16 protein-coding genes, 6 tRNA genes and 1 rRNA gene (1 of these 23 only partly in view) are annotated in these 18,558 nt (G+C 53.0%); 1 reads left to right on the plus strand and 22 read right to left on the minus strand.

The window, feature by feature from the left end:
* Positions 1-18 precede the first annotated feature (18 nt).
* The 15 genes from hisIE to H7F31_RS00420 form a co-directional block, all read right to left on the minus strand.
* On the minus strand, positions 19-699 hold the full coding sequence (gene hisIE, locus H7F31_RS00350; RefSeq protein ID WP_187105144.1) for a bifunctional phosphoribosyl-AMP cyclohydrolase/phosphoribosyl-ATP diphosphatase HisIE: 681 nt from the start codon (positions 697-699) through the stop codon (positions 19-21).
* An 11-nt stretch (positions 700-710) separates the two neighbouring features.
* Positions 711-1,469 (minus strand): imidazole glycerol phosphate synthase subunit HisF, encoded by a 759-nt coding sequence (gene hisF / locus H7F31_RS00355; RefSeq protein WP_187102528.1) that lies wholly within the window; start codon positions 1,467-1,469, stop codon positions 711-713.
* A gap of 397 nt (positions 1,470-1,866) precedes the next feature.
* Positions 1,867-2,499: an imidazole glycerol phosphate synthase subunit HisH gene (hisH, locus tag H7F31_RS00360; RefSeq protein ID WP_187102529.1), complete on the minus strand. Its 633-nt coding sequence runs from the start codon at positions 2,497-2,499 to the stop codon at positions 1,867-1,869.
* A 1-nt stretch (position 2,500) separates the two neighbouring features.
* Positions 2,501-3,100, minus strand: a complete 600-nt coding sequence (hisB, locus tag H7F31_RS00365; RefSeq protein WP_187102530.1) for an imidazoleglycerol-phosphate dehydratase HisB — start codon at positions 3,098-3,100, stop codon at positions 2,501-2,503.
* Between the two features lie 719 nt (positions 3,101-3,819).
* The gene (gene hisD, locus H7F31_RS00370) at positions 3,820-5,115 is read right to left on the minus strand and encodes a histidinol dehydrogenase (protein WP_187102531.1); all 1,296 of its coding nucleotides are present in this window, start codon (positions 5,113-5,115) and stop codon (positions 3,820-3,822) included.
* A 53-nt stretch (positions 5,116-5,168) separates the two neighbouring features.
* Positions 5,169-5,813 carry an ATP phosphoribosyltransferase gene (gene hisG, locus H7F31_RS00375; protein ID WP_108993894.1) on the minus strand — a complete coding sequence of 215 codons (645 nt, stop codon included), beginning with the start codon at positions 5,811-5,813 and terminating at the stop codon, positions 5,169-5,171.
* Positions 5,814-7,073, minus strand: coding sequence for an ATP phosphoribosyltransferase regulatory subunit (locus H7F31_RS00380; protein WP_187102532.1), 1,260 nt, complete (start codon positions 7,071-7,073; stop codon positions 5,814-5,816). It abuts the gene before it with no gap.
* A 253-nt stretch (positions 7,074-7,326) separates the two neighbouring features.
* A complete protein-coding gene (locus tag H7F31_RS00385) occupies positions 7,327-7,848 on the minus strand; it encodes an acyltransferase (RefSeq protein ID WP_187102533.1) in 522 nt (173 codons plus the stop codon).
* Complete coding sequence (ppaX, locus tag H7F31_RS00390) at positions 7,835-8,512, minus strand: pyrophosphatase PpaX (RefSeq protein ID WP_187102534.1); 678 nt, start codon at positions 8,510-8,512, stop codon at positions 7,835-7,837. Before ppaX ends, H7F31_RS00385 begins: the two co-directional genes overlap by 14 nt.
* 24 nt (positions 8,513-8,536) lie before the next feature.
* Positions 8,537-9,628: a prolipoprotein diacylglyceryl transferase gene (lgt, locus tag H7F31_RS00395; RefSeq protein WP_187102535.1), complete on the minus strand. Its 1,092-nt coding sequence runs from the start codon at positions 9,626-9,628 to the stop codon at positions 8,537-8,539.
* Between the two features lie 104 nt (positions 9,629-9,732).
* A complete protein-coding gene (hprK, locus tag H7F31_RS00400; RefSeq protein WP_315970545.1) occupies positions 9,733-10,671 on the minus strand; it encodes an HPr(Ser) kinase/phosphatase in 939 nt (312 codons plus the stop codon).
* A 122-nt stretch (positions 10,672-10,793) separates the two neighbouring features.
* Positions 10,794-12,257 carry a DUF4179 domain-containing protein gene (locus H7F31_RS00405; protein WP_187102537.1) on the minus strand — a complete coding sequence of 488 codons (1,464 nt, stop codon included), beginning with the start codon at positions 12,255-12,257 and terminating at the stop codon, positions 10,794-10,796.
* The gene (locus H7F31_RS00410; protein WP_187102538.1) at positions 12,254-12,694 is read right to left on the minus strand and encodes a sigma-70 family RNA polymerase sigma factor; all 441 of its coding nucleotides are present in this window, start codon (positions 12,692-12,694) and stop codon (positions 12,254-12,256) included. The genes H7F31_RS00405 and H7F31_RS00410 overlap by 4 nt, the downstream gene beginning before the upstream one ends.
* A 234-nt stretch (positions 12,695-12,928) precedes the next feature.
* Positions 12,929-14,050, minus strand: coding sequence for an ABC transporter ATP-binding protein (locus H7F31_RS00415; RefSeq protein WP_087571738.1), 1,122 nt, complete (start codon positions 14,048-14,050; stop codon positions 12,929-12,931).
* A gap of 90 nt (positions 14,051-14,140) precedes the next feature.
* Positions 14,141-15,286, minus strand: coding sequence for a PucR family transcriptional regulator (locus H7F31_RS00420; protein ID WP_187102539.1), 1,146 nt, complete (start codon positions 15,284-15,286; stop codon positions 14,141-14,143).
* A 167-nt stretch (positions 15,287-15,453) separates the two neighbouring features.
* Between H7F31_RS00420 and ssuE the strand changes: the two genes are divergently transcribed.
* The gene (ssuE, locus tag H7F31_RS00425; RefSeq protein WP_187102540.1) at positions 15,454-16,014 is read left to right on the plus strand and encodes an NADPH-dependent FMN reductase; all 561 of its coding nucleotides are present in this window, start codon (positions 15,454-15,456) and stop codon (positions 16,012-16,014) included.
* Between the two features lie 414 nt (positions 16,015-16,428).
* Here the strand turns inward: ssuE and H7F31_RS00430 are convergent.
* The 7 genes from H7F31_RS00430 to H7F31_RS00460 all read right to left on the minus strand — a co-directional run.
* Positions 16,429-16,504, minus strand: a tRNA-Lys gene (locus H7F31_RS00430).
* Positions 16,505-16,516: 12 nt separating this feature from the next.
* Positions 16,517-16,600, minus strand: a tRNA-Tyr gene (locus H7F31_RS00435).
* Between the two features lie 16 nt (positions 16,601-16,616).
* A tRNA-Phe gene (locus H7F31_RS00440) sits at positions 16,617-16,692 on the minus strand.
* Between the two features lie 21 nt (positions 16,693-16,713).
* Positions 16,714-16,790, minus strand: a tRNA-Asp gene (locus tag H7F31_RS00445).
* A gap of 10 nt (positions 16,791-16,800) precedes the next feature.
* Positions 16,801-16,876: transfer RNA gene (locus H7F31_RS00450), tRNA-Val, on the minus strand.
* Positions 16,877-16,879: 3 nt separating this feature from the next.
* Positions 16,880-16,956: transfer RNA gene (locus H7F31_RS00455), tRNA-Met, on the minus strand.
* Positions 16,957-17,158: 202 nt separating this feature from the next.
* Positions 17,159-18,558, minus strand: a 23S ribosomal RNA gene (locus H7F31_RS00460) (it continues 1,533 nt past the right edge of the window).

The following is an 18,558-nucleotide window of genomic DNA, read 5'->3' on the forward strand; positions in this document are numbered from 1 at the left end:
GGCGATTTGACTGCCCTTTTATCGCATTTTGTTCGTCGTCGGTTTACCGTGACGGTTGTTCAGCTCGCTCATAATGTCGTCGAGAGGCAGCCCTCGTTCGCGCAGCAGCACCATTAAGTGGAAAAGCAGATCGCCGGCTTCGCTGCGAAGTTCGTCGTTGTCCTGGTTCTTCGCTGCGATAATAACTTCAGCGGATTCTTCTCCGACCTTCTTGAGAATTTTATCCACGCCTTTATCGAACAGGTAGGTCGTATACGCGCCTGCCGGACGCTCCGCATATCGCTGAGCGATGATGGTCTCCAGCTTGCCGAGAATGCCGAAACGGTCGGAGGACTCTTCTTCATCGGCGGAATCGGCTTGCTGCGCGCCTGACTCAAGCTCGATGCCGTTATAGAAGCAGCTATACCGTCCCGTGTGGCATGCAGGCCCCTGCTGAGCTACGCGAACCAATAGCGTATCTCCGTCGCAGTCGTAGCTCATCGACTCGATGCGCTGCGTATGGCCGCTTGTCGCGCCTTTATTCCACAGCTCGTTACGGGAGCGGCTCCAGAACCAGGTCGTCCCGGTCGAGACGGAGAGCCCCAAGGATTCCTCGTTCATGTAAGCGAGCATGAGCACTTCCTTGCTTTGCGCATCCTGGACGATCGCGGGAACGAGGCCGTCCTCGCTCCACTTGATGGCAGCCTTCAATTCATTCATGTTGCTTGTCGTCACCTGACCTCAACTCCTTTGCTCCGCAGATCGTTCTTCACTTGCGCTATCGTGAGTTCTTTGTAATGGAAAATCGTAGCCGCAAGAGCGGCGTCCGCCTGCGCATCCTGGAAAACTTCCGCGAAATGCGCAATGTTGCCGGCACCGCCGGAAGCAATGACCGGCATGCCTACGCTCCGAGAGACGGCCCCCGTCAGCTTCAAGTCGAAGCCGTCCTTCGTGCCGTCGGCGTCCATGCTGGTCAGCAAAATCTCGCCCGCTCCCAGACGCTCTACCTCGCGCGCCCATTCCAAGGCCCGGATACCCGTCGTCTGCCTTCCGCCATGCGTATAAACTTCCCACTCGCCCCACTCGGGATTATACTTTGCGTCGATTGCGACGACGATGCACTGCGATCCGAAGTGCCGCGCTCCGTCTGAAACGAGCGTTGGATTTTTGACTGCGGCCGTGTTGATGCCGATCTTGTCCGCCCCCGCTCGCAGAATCCGTTTCATGTCGTCGACATGAGAGATGCCGCCGCCCACGGTGAACGGAATCGTAATTTCGCCCGCCGTACGCTTCACGACCTCAATCATCGTCGCCCGTCCTTCCACCGACGCCGATATGTCGAGAAACACGAGTTCGTCCGCTCCCTCGCGATCGTAGGTCGCCGCAAGCTCTACAGGATCGCCTGCATCGCGCAGGTTCACGAAATTAACGCCCTTCACTACTCGCCCGTCCTTCACGTCCAAGCACGGTATTATTCGTTTCGCCAGCATAGGATATCCCTACCTTTCCATCTTTCATCGAAATGCGCGACAATGGCCGTCTCACCGAGTTAACATTGTTTCGCTAACGGACACAGGAGTCGCTATTTCGATAAAAACGTATGTTTTGTAAATCTAAAGGACACAAACGACGCTATTTCATCCAAAATGGGGGATACACCCTCCGGTTAAAGTCAATAGGGTACCTGATGTCCGTTAACTATTTCAGTTGATTGAATTTGACCAATTTAGCGTCTAATGTGTCCGTTGTCCGTTGGCAATTAATCCCCAAGAAGGACAGTTTTCCTTATTGTCGGATTAATCGCTTAATCGGGACCCGCTAACGATGCGTCAGCCGGAAATCATTGGCCTTCGTAGCATCGGTCATTCGTTGTTTCGTATTTCGTTGTTACGACACATTCGCTACTATTTTGGGGCTGCCCGTCAACGCCAGGAAATTATCCAGCAGCTGCATGCCGAGCTCTCCGCTTTTCTCCGGATGGAACTGCATGCCGTAGACGTTATTCCGACCTACTATCGCGGTTACGTCGCCATTGTAGTCTGTTGTCGCCAGCAGGTCGGAAGCTTGCTCCGGCTTCGCGTGGAAGGAGTGGACGAAGTAGACATGCCCCTCTTCTAGTCCGCGAAGCAACGGCGATTCGGTTTGTCGGAACTGCAGCTTATTCCAGCCCATATGCGGAATTTTGTAGCTGCCGTTGAAGCGGATGACTCGGCCCGGCAGCAAGTTCAGCCCTTCATTGCGGCCGTATTCCTCGCTTTCGCCGAACAGCAGCTGCATGCCGAGACAGATGCCCAGCAGCGGCTTGCCCGATTCGGCATAAAACTTCACCACGTCGTCGAGCTTCGTATTACGCAGGTTCTGCACCGCGTCTCCGAACGCGCCGACGCCTGGCAAAATTGCGCCCTCGGCCTCCACGATCGTCTCTGGATCCGCCGTCACGATAGCCTCGTAGCCGAGTCTTTCTACTGCCTTGCTTACGCTGTGCAGGTTGCCCATCCCGTAGTCGATGATTGCGATCATGCTACAATACTCCCTTCGTCGAAGGCACTCCTTGCACGCGTGGATCGATGCTGGTCGCCTCGTCAAGCGCGCGTCCCAGCGCCTTGAATACGGCTTCGATCATGTGATGCGTATTTTGTCCATAGTGTACGATAACGTGCAGCGTAATCCGCGCCTCAAGCGCCAGCTTCCACAGAAACTCGTGGACAAGCTCCGTCGAGAAGCTTCCGACTTGGGCGGATGGATACTGAGCGCGATATTCGAAGTGCGGCCGGTTGCTGACGTCGATCACCACTTGCGCAAGCGCCTCGTCCATAGGCACGAACACGCTCGCGTAACGCTTGATGCCGCGCTTGTCGCCCAGCGCTTCGCGCAGCGTCTGCCCCAGGCAGATACCGATATCCTCGACCGTATGGTGGTCGTCGATATCGATGTCGCCTTGCGCCTCTACGCTCAGATCGAACTGTCCGTGCTTCGCGAACAGGTCCAGCATATGATTCAGGAACGGTACATCCGTCTCCAGCTTCGCCGCGCCCGTACCGTCTACCGCAAACGCCAGCTTGATGTCCGTTTCATTTGTTTTGCGCGCTACCGACGCTTCACGTTTGTTATTATCAGTCATCTTCGTATCCTCCTGCTTGGTATATGTTTTATCTACTCTATATCTGACGTGCGGCGAGGTTTTAAGTCGGTCCCGACGACTTAGCTCCCCTCATACGCACCATCCGAGGCATTTAAGTCGGTCTCGACGACTTAACTCTCCTCGTACGCACCATTTGGGGCATTTAAGTCGGTCCCGACGACTTAACTCCCCTCGTACGCACCATTGCGGGCATTTAAGTCGGTCCCAACGACTTAACTCCCCCTCATTCGCACCGTTCCGGACATTTATGTCGGTCCCGACGACTTAACTCCCCTCGTACGCACCATTGCGGGCATTTAAGTCGGTCCCAACGACTTAACTCCCCCTCATTCGCACCATTGCGGGCATTTAAGTCGGTCCCGACGACTTAACTCTCCTCGTACGCACCATTGCGGGCATTTTAGTCGGTCCCAACGACTTAACTCCCCTCGCACGCACCATTGCGGGCATTTAAGTCGGTCTCGCCGACTTAACTCTCCTCGTAATCACCGTCACAGGCATTTATGTCGGTCCCAACGACTTAGCTCCCCTCGCACGCACCATTGCGGGCATTTAAGTCGGTCCCGCCGACTTAACTCTCCCCGCACGCACCATCCGAGGCATTTAAGTCGGTCTCGCCGACAAACTGCCCCGCCAGACGGCCTTTTCAAGCAACTATGTCGGGCCCACCGACATAGAGCCTCGCCAGTCGGGCCGACCTATGCGCCCGATCCGCCTTCCTTCTCCAAACGGATCTCGATCGCGCGGGCATGGCCTTCCAGCCCTTCGTGGCGCGCGAGCGTCATAATTTTGTCGCCATTCGCGAGCAGCGCTTCCTTGCTATAGTAGATCAGGCTCGACTTCTTCATGAAGTCGTCTACGTTCACCGGAGACGAAAATCTCGCCGTACCGTTCGTCGGAATAATGTGGTTCGGACCCGCAAAATAATCCCCCACCGGCTCCGAGCTATAAGGACCTAAGAAAATCGCCCCCGCGTTTTCGATGTGACCCAGCAGCCTCATGGGATCGGCCGTCAGCACCTCCAGATGCTCCGGCGCGAGCTGGTTCACGACCGCGATGCCCTCATCGATGGAGTCCACCAGCAGCACCGCTCCGTAGCTGTCGATGGAAGCCCGCGCGATCTCCGCGCGCGGCAGCGTCGCCAGCTGACGCTCTACCTCGGCGGCCACGGCCTTCCCCAACGCCTCGGACGGCGTTACGAGCACGGCCGAGGCCATCTCGTCATGCTCCGCCTGCGACAACAGGTCCGCCGCGATATAGGCCGCATCGGCATTCTCGTCGGCAAGCACGACGATCTCGCTTGGTCCGGCGATGCTATCGATATCCACAGCGCCGAACACCGCCCGCTTCGCCAGCGCCACGTAAATATTGCCCGGTCCCGTAATCTTGTCTACCGGAGCGATGCTCTCCGTGCCATACGCAAGCGCAGCGATGGCTTGAGCGCCTCCGACCCGGTACATCTCCCGCACGCCCGCCTCAGCGGCAGCGACGAGTATATACGGGTCGATACCCGCTTTGCCGCCCGTTGCAGGAGGCGTCACCATGACGATCTCCGGCACGCCGGCCACCTGCGCCGGAATGACGTTCATCAGCACGGACGAAGGGTACGCCGCCTTGCCGCCGGGCACATAGACGCCGACACGCTTCAGTGGCCTCATAATCTGCCCCAGCATGGTACCGTCCGATGATAAGTCCATCCACGAATTTCGTTTTTGCTTCTCGTGGAACGTCCTAATATTAACGGCAGCCTCGCGAATCGCCGTGAGGAACCTCTCGTCTACATCGCTGTATGCCGCTTCGATTTCCTCTCGCGTCACACGAAGCTCTTCCGCGCCCATCTTCACGCCGTCGAACTGCTCGGAGTACCGCAACAGAGCAGCATCGCCCTCCGCCTTCACGTCTCCGACGATCTTCAAGGCGCTGGCATTCTGCTCGGGCGTTCCGTATTCCACCTCGCGTTTCAATCCGAATTGCTCGGCTCGCATTATTCGCATCCCGCTTCCGCTCCCTCCATCTTAATTTGTCTCCACCACTCGCCTGTGCCGCCCTAAACTTTAGCCGAAATCACCTCATGAAGCTTGTCGCATAAGCTTTGGATGCTGTCGTTCTTCATCCGGTAGCTGACGCGGTTCGCGATCAGTCGGCTCGTAATGCCGAAGATGGATTCCATCTCGACAAGACCGTTCTCCTTGAGCGTCTGCCCCGTCTCCACCATATCGACGATACGGTCGGCCAACCCGATCAGCGGCGCCAGCTCGATGGAGCCGTTCAGCTTAATAACCTCCACCTGTTGACCTTGCTCGCGGAAGTACGCCGATGCCACGTTGGGATACTTCGTCGCCACGCGCGGATGAATCGTCGGCTTCCAGTCCGGCAGACCAATGACGGACATGCGGCACTTCGCGATTCCGAGATCCAGCAGCTCGTAGACGTCCTTGTTCTCCTCCATCAGCACGTCCTTGCCAACAATGCCGATATCCGCCACGCCGTATTCCACGTAAGTCGGCACATCGACCGGCTTCGCCATAATGAACTCCATATTCGCTTCCGGCAGCTCGATGATCAGCTTGCGCGTATCGTCAAAATCGCTCGGAATCGGCAAACCCGCTTCTCGAAACAGCTTGGATGCCTGCTTGTAGATCCGCCCCTTAGGCATCGCGACCTTTAATATTTCCTTACTCAATCCGTTCATCTATACGCCGCCTCCTTCTACGCCAAGGAACACGCCAAGCTCGCTATACCGCAAGCCCTTGTACGAAAATGCCGCTGCCCCTGTGCCGTTGTCCGCATCCCCTATAATCTCGGCTTGTTTGACCGCGACTACGGCAGTCAACTCGCGATCCAGGCTCTCTACCCGCTCCGTCACGACAGCTGCTCCCTGACCGCGAAGCCGCTGGGCTTCCGCCAACGCTTCCTTGCGGCCTGCCGTGTTGTAAACGATCAGCGTACGCTCTTGGGCAACATTATCCTCTGCTCCCAACAGTTCCAAGATACGCGTAGTCTTAAGCGCGAAGCCTGTCGCCGGCGCCGGGCGGCCGAACTGCGATAACAGATTGTCGTAGCGCCCTCCGCTAACGACAGGGAATCCAAGATCCGCCGCATAACCCTCGAACGTCATGCCCGTATAATACGAGAAGTCGCCGATCATCGTCAGATCGATCAGAACATGATCGCATACGTCGTACGCCTTGAGCACTTCCCATGTCTCGCATAGATGATTGATCGCGTCCTTGGCGGTCTCTCCTCCGTGCAATTGCATCGCCTGTTCGCAAATTTCGGCTCCGCCGCGCAATCTCAAAATACTTTCCAGTTCGCGGCGAACCGGTTCCTCCAGAGACAGCTTGCCAAGCTGCTCGCGGTACCCGACATGGTCTCGGCCAAGCAAACAAGCCTTCAGCAGTTCCTGCTCCTCCTTGCGGTTCTGCAGCGCTTCGCCGAGCAAGCCATTGAGGAAACCTACGTGGCCGATTGCAATCTTGAAGCGCTCCACGCCCTGAGCCTTCAGCGACGCAATCGCCAACGCGACCACCTCGGCGTCCGCCTCCGCCGACGAATCGCCGACGAGCTCCACGCCCGTCTGGAAAAACTCCGCCTCCCGGCCGGCTTCCTCCTCGATGGAACGGAATACGTTGGAATGATAAGAAAGCCGCAGCGGGAAGCTGGACTCCTTGAGAAGCGACGATACAACGCGGGCGATCGGCGCGGTCATCTCGGATCTCAGCACCAGCGTCGTGCCTCTATTGTTAAGCAACTTATATAGTTTCTGATCGGATGTAGAGCTTGCAACACCAACCGTATCATAGAACTCCATCGTTGGAGTAATGATTTGTTCGTAGCCCCACTTCTCCATGCATGCGAGCGCCTCGCGCTCGATATGGCGCAGCTTTTTGACTGCATCTGGCAAATAATCCTTGACGCCGATTGGCTTTTCGAACATTTTTGGCTTAGACATATCCGGGTCTCCTTCGGTTTGCTGATTTGTCTTTGAGGAGCTTCTTTAAAGGTTTTTCACATTTATCTCAATCAATCACCTTAATTACTTTAGTGCGTTAAATTGCTAATATGGTACCTTGCTAATAAAATAAAGAATTCAATCGATCTTAGCATGCACATCCGCCTCTCGTCAAGCTAACCGCGCAAAAAAATAGACGTCCAATCTGGCTCCTCCCGCTCCCGAACGGAAATCGGCGCAGCCTGCTGGACGTCTAGCTTTCGCCATCTCCAGCCATGTTGCTGGCTGACGATGGTTTTGATTCGATGAGGCGCATCGGATTGCCTCCTACGAAGGCGGATGCGGGTACGTCCTTATGTACGAGCGTACCGGCGGACACAATCGCATGATCGCCGATTTTCACGCCGGGCAAAATGGTGCAATTCGCTCCGATCATGACGTGATCGCCAATGACGACGTCTCCGATCCGGTATTCGTTGATGAGATATTCATGAGTCAATATCGTCGTGTTGTAGCCGATAATCGAATTGCGTCCGACTGTAATACGTTCGGGAAAGAATACATCCACCATCACCATGAGCGCGAAAGCGGTATGCTCGCCTACCTTCATCCCGAGCACCTTGCGGTAAATCCAATTTTTCCAAGATAATTCAGGGCAATAACGAGCCAACTGGATCGCGATAAAATTGCGGACGGCTTTCGCGCGGCTGACCGTTTTATATACCTGCCACAGCGCGTTCGGGCCGTCCACGGAATGCCGATCAACGTTCCGCAAGGATCTCCCGCTCCAATCCGGCGAAGGCGTACAGCTCCCGCATGTCGTCGATGACATAAGCCGCTCCGGCATCGCGCAGAATTTGTCCGCCTTTCATCGACCATGCCACACCAACCGGAAGAACACCGGCCGCCGACGCCGCCCCCATGTCAACCGTGCTGTCTCCAAGCATCAACGCCGTCCCCGGATCGGCTCCGAGCAACTCCAACGCCTTGAGCACCGGCTCGGGATGCGGCTTTGCATTCGCAACATCATCGATCGTGATAACGACGTCCATGTAAGAATGGATGCCGACGAACTTAAGTCCCCGCTCCGTTGTCAGTCTCATCTTCGTCGTCACGACACCCAGCTTGACGCCATTCGCTTTAAGCCTCTCGAGTACTTCCTTCACGGCTTCGAACGGCTTCACGTAATCGTCATGCAGCCTAAGATTAACTTCGCGATAGGCATCCACGAGATGATTGACATCCTCTAGTCCGGAGAAACGCCTCATCTGATCGACCAGCGGCGCCCCCATGCTCGGTATAATATGGTCCCGGCAGAACCCTTCGGGCACAGATCCCTTGAGCGCCTCCAGAAACGAAGTAATAATCAATTCGTTCGTATCCAATATAGTACCGTCCAGATCGAACAGCATCGTGCGAATATCGTTCCTTACCTCCATGCTTTGTTTACCTCCTGCTGTCTGTTAACTATCTTTGCGGGTATCGTCCGGTGTTATAATGGGGTTCTCTGAATCATCTTGCTGGTCAGCCTGCTCGGCTACTACACTCGACTTGTCTTTCTTAGCAGCGATTTCGTTGTTATCGGAATCAGCGCCAGCACCTTCGATCAGACCGTTGCGTTCAGGCTTGGTCGTGACGATCGGATCAAGGTACCTGACAGTTGCATTGCCCGTTGCACGTCTAATCATAATGAAGGCGATCGCAGCGACGATCAACAGCAGCGCCAACATTTGCGAAATTCTAATATTGCCGTAAGCCGGATCCAGATACCCCTGATCGAACACTCCAGTCATTGGCGTCCATAGTGCATTAATGAAGTCTGCGACCCACTTCGGTCCGATAAATGCCAGACTGTCTATGCGAAGCGCCTCAATAAAGAAACGGCCGATGGAATACCAGATAAAGTAAGCGGCCATAAGCTCGCCGGCGCGCAGGAACTTCTGACGGCGCAGGATGAACAGAATACCCAGTCCCACCAGACTCCACAGCGATTCGTACAAAAATGCGGGATGGCGGAATGCGCCTTCCGGAATTGCGGAATCCACAATGAACATATGGTTTACGATGAAGGAAGGAATGTGCAGCGTGTTGCGCAGAAATTCCTCGCTGACCGGTCCGCCGTAAGCTTCTTGGTTCATAAAGTTGCCCCAGCGACCGATCATCTGGCCAATTAACAGAGCCGGTACGCAAATATCAACGATGCGCCAGAAGCTGTAGCCCTTGTACCTGGAGTAAATAATGCCGCAAATAAAGGCGCCGATAATCGCGCCGTAAATAGCGATGCCGCCCTCCCATATTTTGAAAATATCGAGCGGGTTATCCTTATAATCTTCCCACATAAACGCCACATAATAAATTCTCGCTGCAATTATAGCCGACGGAGCGCCAATCAACAGCAAGTCCATAAAGAAATCCGGCTTGATGCCGAACCGTTTGCCCTCGCGCACCGCGAGCAGTAGCCCCGCCAATGCGGCTAGTCCCAAAATGATGCCGTACCAGCGAACCGACAGCGGCCCGAGTGTAAATACGACAGGATCAATCGCAAGCATGCTCATCGTTTTCAATTTCCCCTTTTCTACCTTTAGTGAATTGAGTTGCCGCCTTGCCTTTCCGAAAGCGCTGACGGTCCCGTTGGGGAGGCGCCAGCGCCCTCCTTCAATCAATCATAGTCGTCCATGTCGTCCGCGATTGTCTCTGTCAGCTTGTTCGTGAATTGCAGCGCGGCATTGTAGCCCATCCGTTTCAGTCGGAAGTTCATGGCGGCCACCTCGATAATAACGGCAAGGTTACGCCCCGGGCGAACCGGTATCGTTACCAGAGTTACGTCGGTGTCGATAATCCGAGTCGTCTCCTCGTCCAACCCCAGCCTATCGTATTGTTTGTCCTGTTGCCAGTTCTCCAGCTTGATAACCAGGCCGATCCGCTTCTGCGAACGAACGGCACCCGCTCCGAACAACGTCATGACGTTAATAATGCCAAGACCGCGAATCTCTAACAAATGCCGAATGAGCTCAGGCGCTGAGCCATGCAGCTGACCGTCCGAAGTTTGTCGGATCTCGACCGCATCATCCGCGACAAGGCGATGGCTGCGTTTTACCAGCTCAAGCGCCGTCTCGCTCTTGCCGATTCCGCTGCCGCCGGTAATCAGCATGCCTACGCCATACACATCTACCAAAACGCCATGAATCGTGGCTGTCGGAGCAAGTTTGCGCTCAAGGAAATCCGTAATGCGGCTTGTCAGAATCGTCGTGGCGATATTGCTGCGCAGCACGGGGATATTCGTTTCATTCGACTGGTCAATCAGCTCCTGCGGCGCATCCAATCCCCTGGTCAGAATAATACATGGCGTCTCTTCATTACATAACCGAATCATTCTGTTCTTGCGATCCTCGCTGTCGAGCATGCTAAGGAACGAAATTTCAGTCTTGCCAAGCAGCTGCACGCGCTCCACGGGATGATAGTGGAAGTAGCCGGCCATCTCAAGCCCTGGTCGATACAGATCATCCACTGTAATATTGCGCTTCAAACCGTCTTCGCCCGCCAATATTTCCATCTGGAAATGGCGAACCAGCTCGGATACTTTCACTTTCTTAGCCAATGGTTCGGCCTCCTTCTTAAAGCAGCTATGTGATAGGGCGTTATGTATGTGTATTTCCAATGTCTTCATCGTAAAGCAAAAAGACGCCAAACGCAACGTTTCCGCCGCGTGGCGTCTTCTTCTTATTTGATGGGAATCGCAATTCCCTTAAAAGCATGACCGAGATATTGATCGATCTCGATAGTCAAAGGCTGAACATACTCTTCGTTCGGGATGTGGAAATAGTAAGTGTACACGACGGAAGACTTGCTGCCGAACGATACCACAATATCACTATTCACTTTCCCGCTGCGAATAGGTACTTGTTTACCGGTTACATCATATGCATATCCTTCATACTCAAATATTCTCAAGGCCCTTGGAACTTTTTGTGGATCATCCGCCTGCGACAATTCAAACGACAGATCTATCGCTTCACCTGACTGCCTCACCTCGCCAAGCTTCAACCGTCCATCAGGCGCCTCTAGCAGCTTCCCTTGTTCCGTATCGATTACAACCTTCATACCGCGATCGGACATCAGCAATCCTTTCGCCTTCAACGTTAGAGTCTCCGGCTTCTGGAAGTACGAGCTTTGGAAATGACGGACGATCTCCGTGTCGAGATCCCCCATTCCCGATTTCGTCTGATAGCTCAGACCTCGTTCATCCACAAGCTCCAGATCGATAAAGTCGTTCAGCCTTTTTTCATTTCCGGATGCACTTTTAAACGTAATCGACACCTGCAGCGGCGTTATAACGGCTTTCTTGATCTCGATCCGCTGCCCCTCAACCTCGATCGTCTGATTCAAGTCAATGACTTCGGTCATCTCATCGAATCGGCTATGATCGATCGGAACCTGCACCTCCAGCCATTCGCCGCCTAACTCCAGCTTAAACTGTATTTCATGCGGCACCGGTTCGCCAGGCGCCATCATAATGTCCAGATAATCCTGTACAACACTATCCTTGTTATCCTTTTCCCGAAAATAATGAGCGGAACCGATTGAGGCCACCACATTTCCGCCGTTCTCATTTTTGAGCTCATAGGACAGAGACGGTGTATCCTCCTCACCAATCCCCGGTCCTTCAGCCGTATACAACAACACAACCCGCTGTGCATCCGCTATAACGCCGTTCACCGTAAATGTATATCCATTCCGTTCGTCGGACTTGCCCACGACCTGAATGTATTCGTTGTCGATCGCCGATTGCAAGGAACCATCGTAGCTTACCAACTCCACAAATCCGGCGAAACCGGGTATATCTTTGACAATAGCAGCGAAGCCAGGAGAGATTCGTACAAAAGCCGTTAATACAAACAACATCGCAAGGACTGCGGCGCTTAGCTGAAGGCTCATTCGCTTCCCGCGCTGCCGCGCACTTCTTCTGCGCCCTTGTTCCATTCCATCAGCCAGTGCTTGATCCAGCTTCGAAGTTAACAAAGACTCCTCGCTTAATTGGATGCTCTGTCTCACCAGATCCGCATCTTTTATTAAGACGGCAACTACCTCTCGGTCTGCTTGTTCTATATCCCTTTCATCGATTCCAGTATCGTCCGAGCCCTCTTCCTCTTCCAACGCTCTATCCTTCTTCAGCCAATCGCTCATGCCGAATCCCCCTCCCTTTCGCCGATTTCCGTTCTTAATTGCTTCAGTGCTTTGTGAAGCCAAGTACGTATTGTCCCATCCGGCTTCTCCATCATTTCTGCGATTTGCGTAATGGTCATGTCCCTGTAATACTTTAATACAATCACCATTTTGTAATGGGGAAGCAGCTTTGCCAACTGCTCCTCTATACCGAGACGTTCGATCGATTCCTGACCAGGGCCTGCAACATCTTTTATTGCCGAATCCGAAGGCATTTCCCGCTTTCTTTTTTTTCTTTCGTCCATACAGACGTTTATTAAAATTCGAATCATCCAAGTTGTGAAATATCTATCGTCTTTCAAACTTTTTCTTTTGCTCCAAACGCGGCACACCGTTTCCTGTATGGCTTCCAGAGCGTCATCCTCATTACGCAAGTAAGCAAAAGCAATGCCGTACATTTTGTCATTTTCCGACTGAATTCGTGCCAGCAGCATTTCTTGGCTCCAATTCTTCAGCCCTTGGACATGCCTTGAATCCTCATTCTCTTGCACGACATCCCTCCTTAACTATCTGTCTCGTCACTTTCCCGTTATGTATTAGACTCTTTAGGAAAGAAAACGGTTTTCCCCTCCGAAAAAACAAAAGAACCTCAGGCTTTCGCCCAAGGCTCTCTATTATAAGGGGGATAAGAATTAGCTTTCGAAGATGTTCAGTTCGGACTCTTTGTCGAAGAGGTGAACTTTGTTCATGTCCAGGGCCAGCTTTACGCTTGCACCATCACGGATTGCGGAACGGCCGTCTACACGCGCGATTACCGTGTCGTTGCCAATACCGTTCAGGTACAGATACATTTCGTGACCAAGGTTCTCGGCAACCTCTACGTTTGCGTTTACGATCGTGCCAGGGGAAGCTTCCAGGAACACTGGCTCTTCGTGGATGTCCTCAGGACGAATGCCGAGGATGACTTCTTTGCCGATGTAGCCTTTGGAACGAAGCGTTGCTGCTTTGCCTTCTGGTACAACCACGTCTACGCCGGAAGCTTTGAACTTAACTGCGCCGCCTTGCTCGCTCAGCGAGCCCGTTACGAAGTTCATGGAAGGAGCTCCAATGAAACCTGCAACGAAGATGTTAACCGGATGATTGTACAGTTCCTCTGGGGAAGCTGTTTGTTGAATGAAGCCGTCTTTCATAACGACGATGCGATCGCCCATTGTCATGGCTTCGATCTGGTCATGCGTTACGTAGATCGTTGTTGTTTCCAGACGTTTAGTCAGCTTGCTGATCTCCGCGCGCATTTGGCCACGAAGTTTGGCGTCCAAGTTGGAGAGCGGCTCATCCATCAAGAATACTTGTGGTTCACGAACGATTGCGCGGCCCAAGGCAACACGCTGACGTTGACCGCCGGAGAGAGCTTTTGGTTTACGGTCGAGCAAATGCTCAATATCAAGAATTTTAGCAGCTTCACGAACGCGTTTGTCGATGTCTGCTTTTTTGAATTTACGAAGTTTCAGACCGAACGCCATATTTTGGTACACGTTCATATGCGGGTACAAGGCGTAGGATTGGAATACCATCGCGATGTCGCGATCTTTAGGAGCTACGTCGTTCACGAGACGGTCGCCGATGAACAATTTACCTTCCGAGATTTCTTCAAGACCTGCGATCATACGAAGCGTCGTCGATTTACCGCAACCGGATGGTCCTACCAATACCAAGAATTCTTTGTCCTTGATATCAAGATTTACGTCGGTTACAGATGCTTTATCGGAACCCGGATATTTTTTGTAAATGCCTTCTAAGCGTACGCCTGCCATGATCAATTTCCCCCTAAGAAAAGAATTTCGATATGCATCTATCTTATCCCACAGACGGGCAGATGACTATGCACATACTTTACAAAAAAACTAATTCCTTTTCGTAACTTTGTACAATAGCAAAATGATCTTAACAAGCACGGCATCTCTAAACTGCCGAACATCAAGCCCGGTCTCCTGCTTGAGCTTGTCCAGCCGATATAAAAGCGTGTTCCGGTGAATATAAAGCCTCTTCGCCGTCTCGCTCACATTGCAATCCAAAGAGAAAAACGTCTCTAGCGTAGCCAGCATCTCCGGCTCCACAAATAGATCGGCACGTTTCAGCGATTGCTCCAGGTACTTCGCGCGATAGCTCTCCGGAATCGTGTTCAACAGCCTTTCGAGCTGCAGCATCCATGGAAGATGAATATTCGTTCCCACATGGAATTTCCGTCCGAGATTGATCGTTTCGCGCAGCAGCATCGTCATCTCCACCATCCCTTTGGACGGTGTTACCGGAAGCCCGACGGCCAGATGACACTCGCCCAGCCACTCGCTTGCCAACATCTCATGCAGACCGGACGTTATGGAAGCAAGGCTGTCCTCCATCGATTCCTCTTCTGTCGCATCATAAGGTTCGGCATCCTCATCTCTGAGCAATGCCATCGGTCCCCAGATCAACCATTCCTGACTCTTAAGCGGAATAAGCAGAATATCCTCCGACAGAAACGACTTGAGAAGCTTCTCAAGCTCGGTGTAAGCCGCCGCCTTCGTCGTTGTTGTCTGCTCCGTTATTAGAAGGAAAGGAATCATGTCGTAATACAATCGGCTGCCCACTGTGAGATGATCGGGCAAGGAATAAGCCGGTTCATCGGAGTCCAGCTGCTGCTGGAGCCACTCGCTTAACCGCTCAGCGAATCGTTCCGAATCGCTAATGTTAGCATTCGGCTTCGCGGACGGGTTGCGCACCGTCATGTAAAGCGTCCAACTGATCAGATCCTTTTCCTTCGTCGTCAATGAAGTGTCCGCGATTTCAAGCACGGACAGCTCCTGTTTTTGTCTGCCTGCAATAAACCAGGTCGACGAGTCTGCCTTTTCGATTCTTGTACCGGGGGCAAGTGCTTCGCTCTTATCGGGCTGCCACTTGGCATCGGCTTCTTGTACGAACGTTTCCCATTCCTGGACCGTTCTCGTTTTCAATTGAATAGGGCTATTCAGAATGTGCTGCAGCGGCATCAACCAGTCTGTCTTGCTCATTACTTAATCTCCACTCTCCATGAATAGACGCTTTTTTATCATTGTACCATAACCCCGCGATGAATATTAATTAGCATCCGTTTGACCCTACTCCCGATTCATGATACTCTACTGCCAAACGATTCCTGGGGGCACTATAATCCCCAGTCACGAAGGAGAACTGCTCTATGTCTACAATCGCAATCATTTCCGGTAGTCCCAATGCAACTTCCCGTCTCAACGGCATCATCGATTACGCCCGTAAGGAAATAGAAGCCCTTGGTCACACGACTAATACGATAACCGTAGTATCTCTGCCAGCTGATGATCTTGTCCATGCCAGATTCGGCAGCGCCTCCATTGTAGAGGCCAACCGGATCGTCGAAGAGGCGGATGCCGTCATAATTGCCAGCCCAGTATACAAAGCCTCCTACACTGGCGTATTGAAAGCTTATATCGACCTGCTCCCGCAGAAAGGGCTGGAAGGCAAGCTTGTTGCCCCGCTCTTCATCGGCGGAACGCTTGCTCACTTATTGAGCATCGATTATTCATTAAAGCCGGTCCTGTCTTCCATGGGTGCAAGACATTTCGTTCGCGGCGTCTATGCGACAGACGAACTGGTGACACGCATTCAAGACGGCTCAGTCGAAACCAAATTCGAGCTCGGCGCCGAGCTGCAAGGACGTCTTCAAGAGACGGTAAAGGAGCTCGATGCAGAATTGCGTATGAGAGCGGCGTTTAATAAATAGTACATGGCGATAATAAAAGGGCCGACGCATGATGAAATGCGTCGGCTCTTTTCAATATCGTAACGGACACCACAGCCGCTATTTCGCAAAAATGGGGCCTGTTCAAATTGTAACGGACACAGACGACCTTACTTACGTCAAAACCGCATAGAATGGGCAGAAATGCACCAAATAGCGTTATCTGAGTCCGTTAGATTTTCAATATCGCGAAAATGCTGCAAATAGAGGCTCTGAGGTCCGTTAGCGAAAGCAGAACGTTTCAACTCCGTTACCCACAATGAATCGACAGCCTCTTGATGTCCGTTAGATTTATAAGCTAATATAAGCTACATGCGAAGATCGCCATGTTGCGTCATTTCCATAAAACAAAAAAAAGAGGCTTCGCCTCTTGTCTGGTTAATTAGAAATAAAAACTGGTGAGCCATGAAGGACTCGAACCTTCGACACCCTGATTAAAAGTCAGGTGCTCTACCAACTGAGCTAATGGCTCCTGTTAAGGAACTGGTGGAGGATGATGGATTCGAACCACCGAACCCGAAGGAAGAGATTTACAGTCTCCCGCGTTTGGCCACTTCGCTAATCCTCCACGTTATAAATCCTAATGGTGGCTCGGGACGGAATCGAACCGCCGACACGAGGATTTTCAGTCCTCTGCTCTACCGACTGAGCTACCGAGCCTTACTTGCTATTTTAAAGAAATGGCGGAGCTGACGGGATTCGAACCCGCGGTCTCCTGCGTGACAGGCAGGCATGTTAGGCCTCTACACCACAGCTCCAGGAATTGAATGGTGGAGGATGACGGGATCGAACCGCCGACCCTCTGCTTGTAAGGCAGATGCTCTCCCAGCTGAGCTAATCCTCCATATGGTAGCGGCGAAGGGGATCGAACCCCCGACCTCACGGGTATGAACCGTACGCTCTAGCCAGCTGAGCTACACCGCCACATGTTTCCCCGAATTGTGTCTCTTGCAGCGCTCGGGGTCGCTTGCAAGGTCAGGAAATGACATCGCCAAATGTCATGTGCAAATCTGTTGTTTGAAATGGAGCTTGTCCACCCGAACAACCGGATTGCGCCCTGAAAACTGGATACGAAAGTGTGCTGAATCTTTAGCTTGCTTACCGGCTGTATGACCAAATAAGCGATTAGGATAAGCCCTCGACCGATTAGTATTCGTCAGCTCCACACATTGCTGTGCTTCCACCCCGAACCTATCAACCTCGTCGTCTTCAAGGGGTCTTACATACTGGGAAATCTCATCTTGAGGGGGGCTTCACGCTTAGATGCTTTCAGCGCTTATCCCGTCCGTACTTGGCTACCCAGCGGTGCTCCTGGCGGAACAACTGGTACACCAGCGGTACGTCCATCCCGGTCCTCTCGTACTAAGGACAGCTCCTCTCAAATTTCCTACGCCCGCGACAGATAGGGACCGAACTGTCTCACGACGTTCTGAACCCAGCTCGCGTACCGCTTTAATGGGCGAACAGCCCAACCCTTGGGACCTACTTCAGCCCCAGGATGCGATGAGCCGACATCGAGGTGCCAAACCTCCCCGTCGATGTGGACTCTTGGGGGAGATAAGCCTGTTATCCCCAGGGTAGCTTTTATCCGTTGAGCGATGGCCCTTCCATTCGGTACCACCGGATCACTAAGCCCGACTTTCGTCCCTGCTCGACTTGTAGGTCTCGCAGTCAAGCTCCCTTATGCCTTTGCACTCTTCGAATGATTTCCAACCATTCTGAGGGAACCTTTGGGCGCCTCCGTTACATTTTAGGAGGCGACCGCCCCAGTCAAACTGCCCGCCTGACACGGTCCCCGTACCGGATTCACGGTACCAGGTTAGAACTCCGATACGATCAGGGTGGTATCCCAACGGCGCCTCCACCGAAGCTGGCGCTCCGGCTTCAAAGGCTCCCACCTATCCTGTACAGATCGTACCAAAGTCCAATATCAAGCTGCAGTAAAGCTCCATGGGGTCTTTCCGTCTTGTCGCGGGTAACCTGCATCTTCACAGGTATTAAAATTTCACCGGATCTCTCGTTGAGACAGCGCCCAATTCGTTACGCCATTCGTGCGGGTCAGAATTTACCTGACAAGGAATTTCGCTACCTTAGGACCGTTATAGTTACGGCCGCCGTTTACTGGGGCTTCGGTTCACAGCTTCGGGTTGCCCCTAACCGCTCCCCTTAACCTTCCAGCACCGGGCAGGCGTCAGCCCGTATACTTCGCCTTACGGCTTCGCACAGACCTGTGTTTTTGCTAAACAGTCGATTGGGCCTTTTCACTGCGGCCCCCTCGGGCTATTCACCCTACCGAGGCACCCCTTCTCCCGAAGTTACGGGGTCATTTTGCCGAGTTCCTTAACGAGAGTTCTTCCGCGCGCCTTAGCATGCTCTGCTCGCCTACCTGTGTCGGTTTGCGGTACGGGCACCATCACCTGGCTAGAGGCTTTTCTTGACAGCCGGAGTACATGACCTTCGCTACTGCAATTTTCGCTCCCCATCACAGCCCAGCCTAACGACTTGCGGATTTGCCTACAAGTCAGC

This window comes from Paenibacillus sp. PAMC21692 (assembly GCF_014303795.1).
In the GTDB taxonomy this organism is placed as follows: Bacteria; Bacillota; Bacilli; order Paenibacillales; family Paenibacillaceae; genus Pristimantibacillus; species Pristimantibacillus agaridevorans.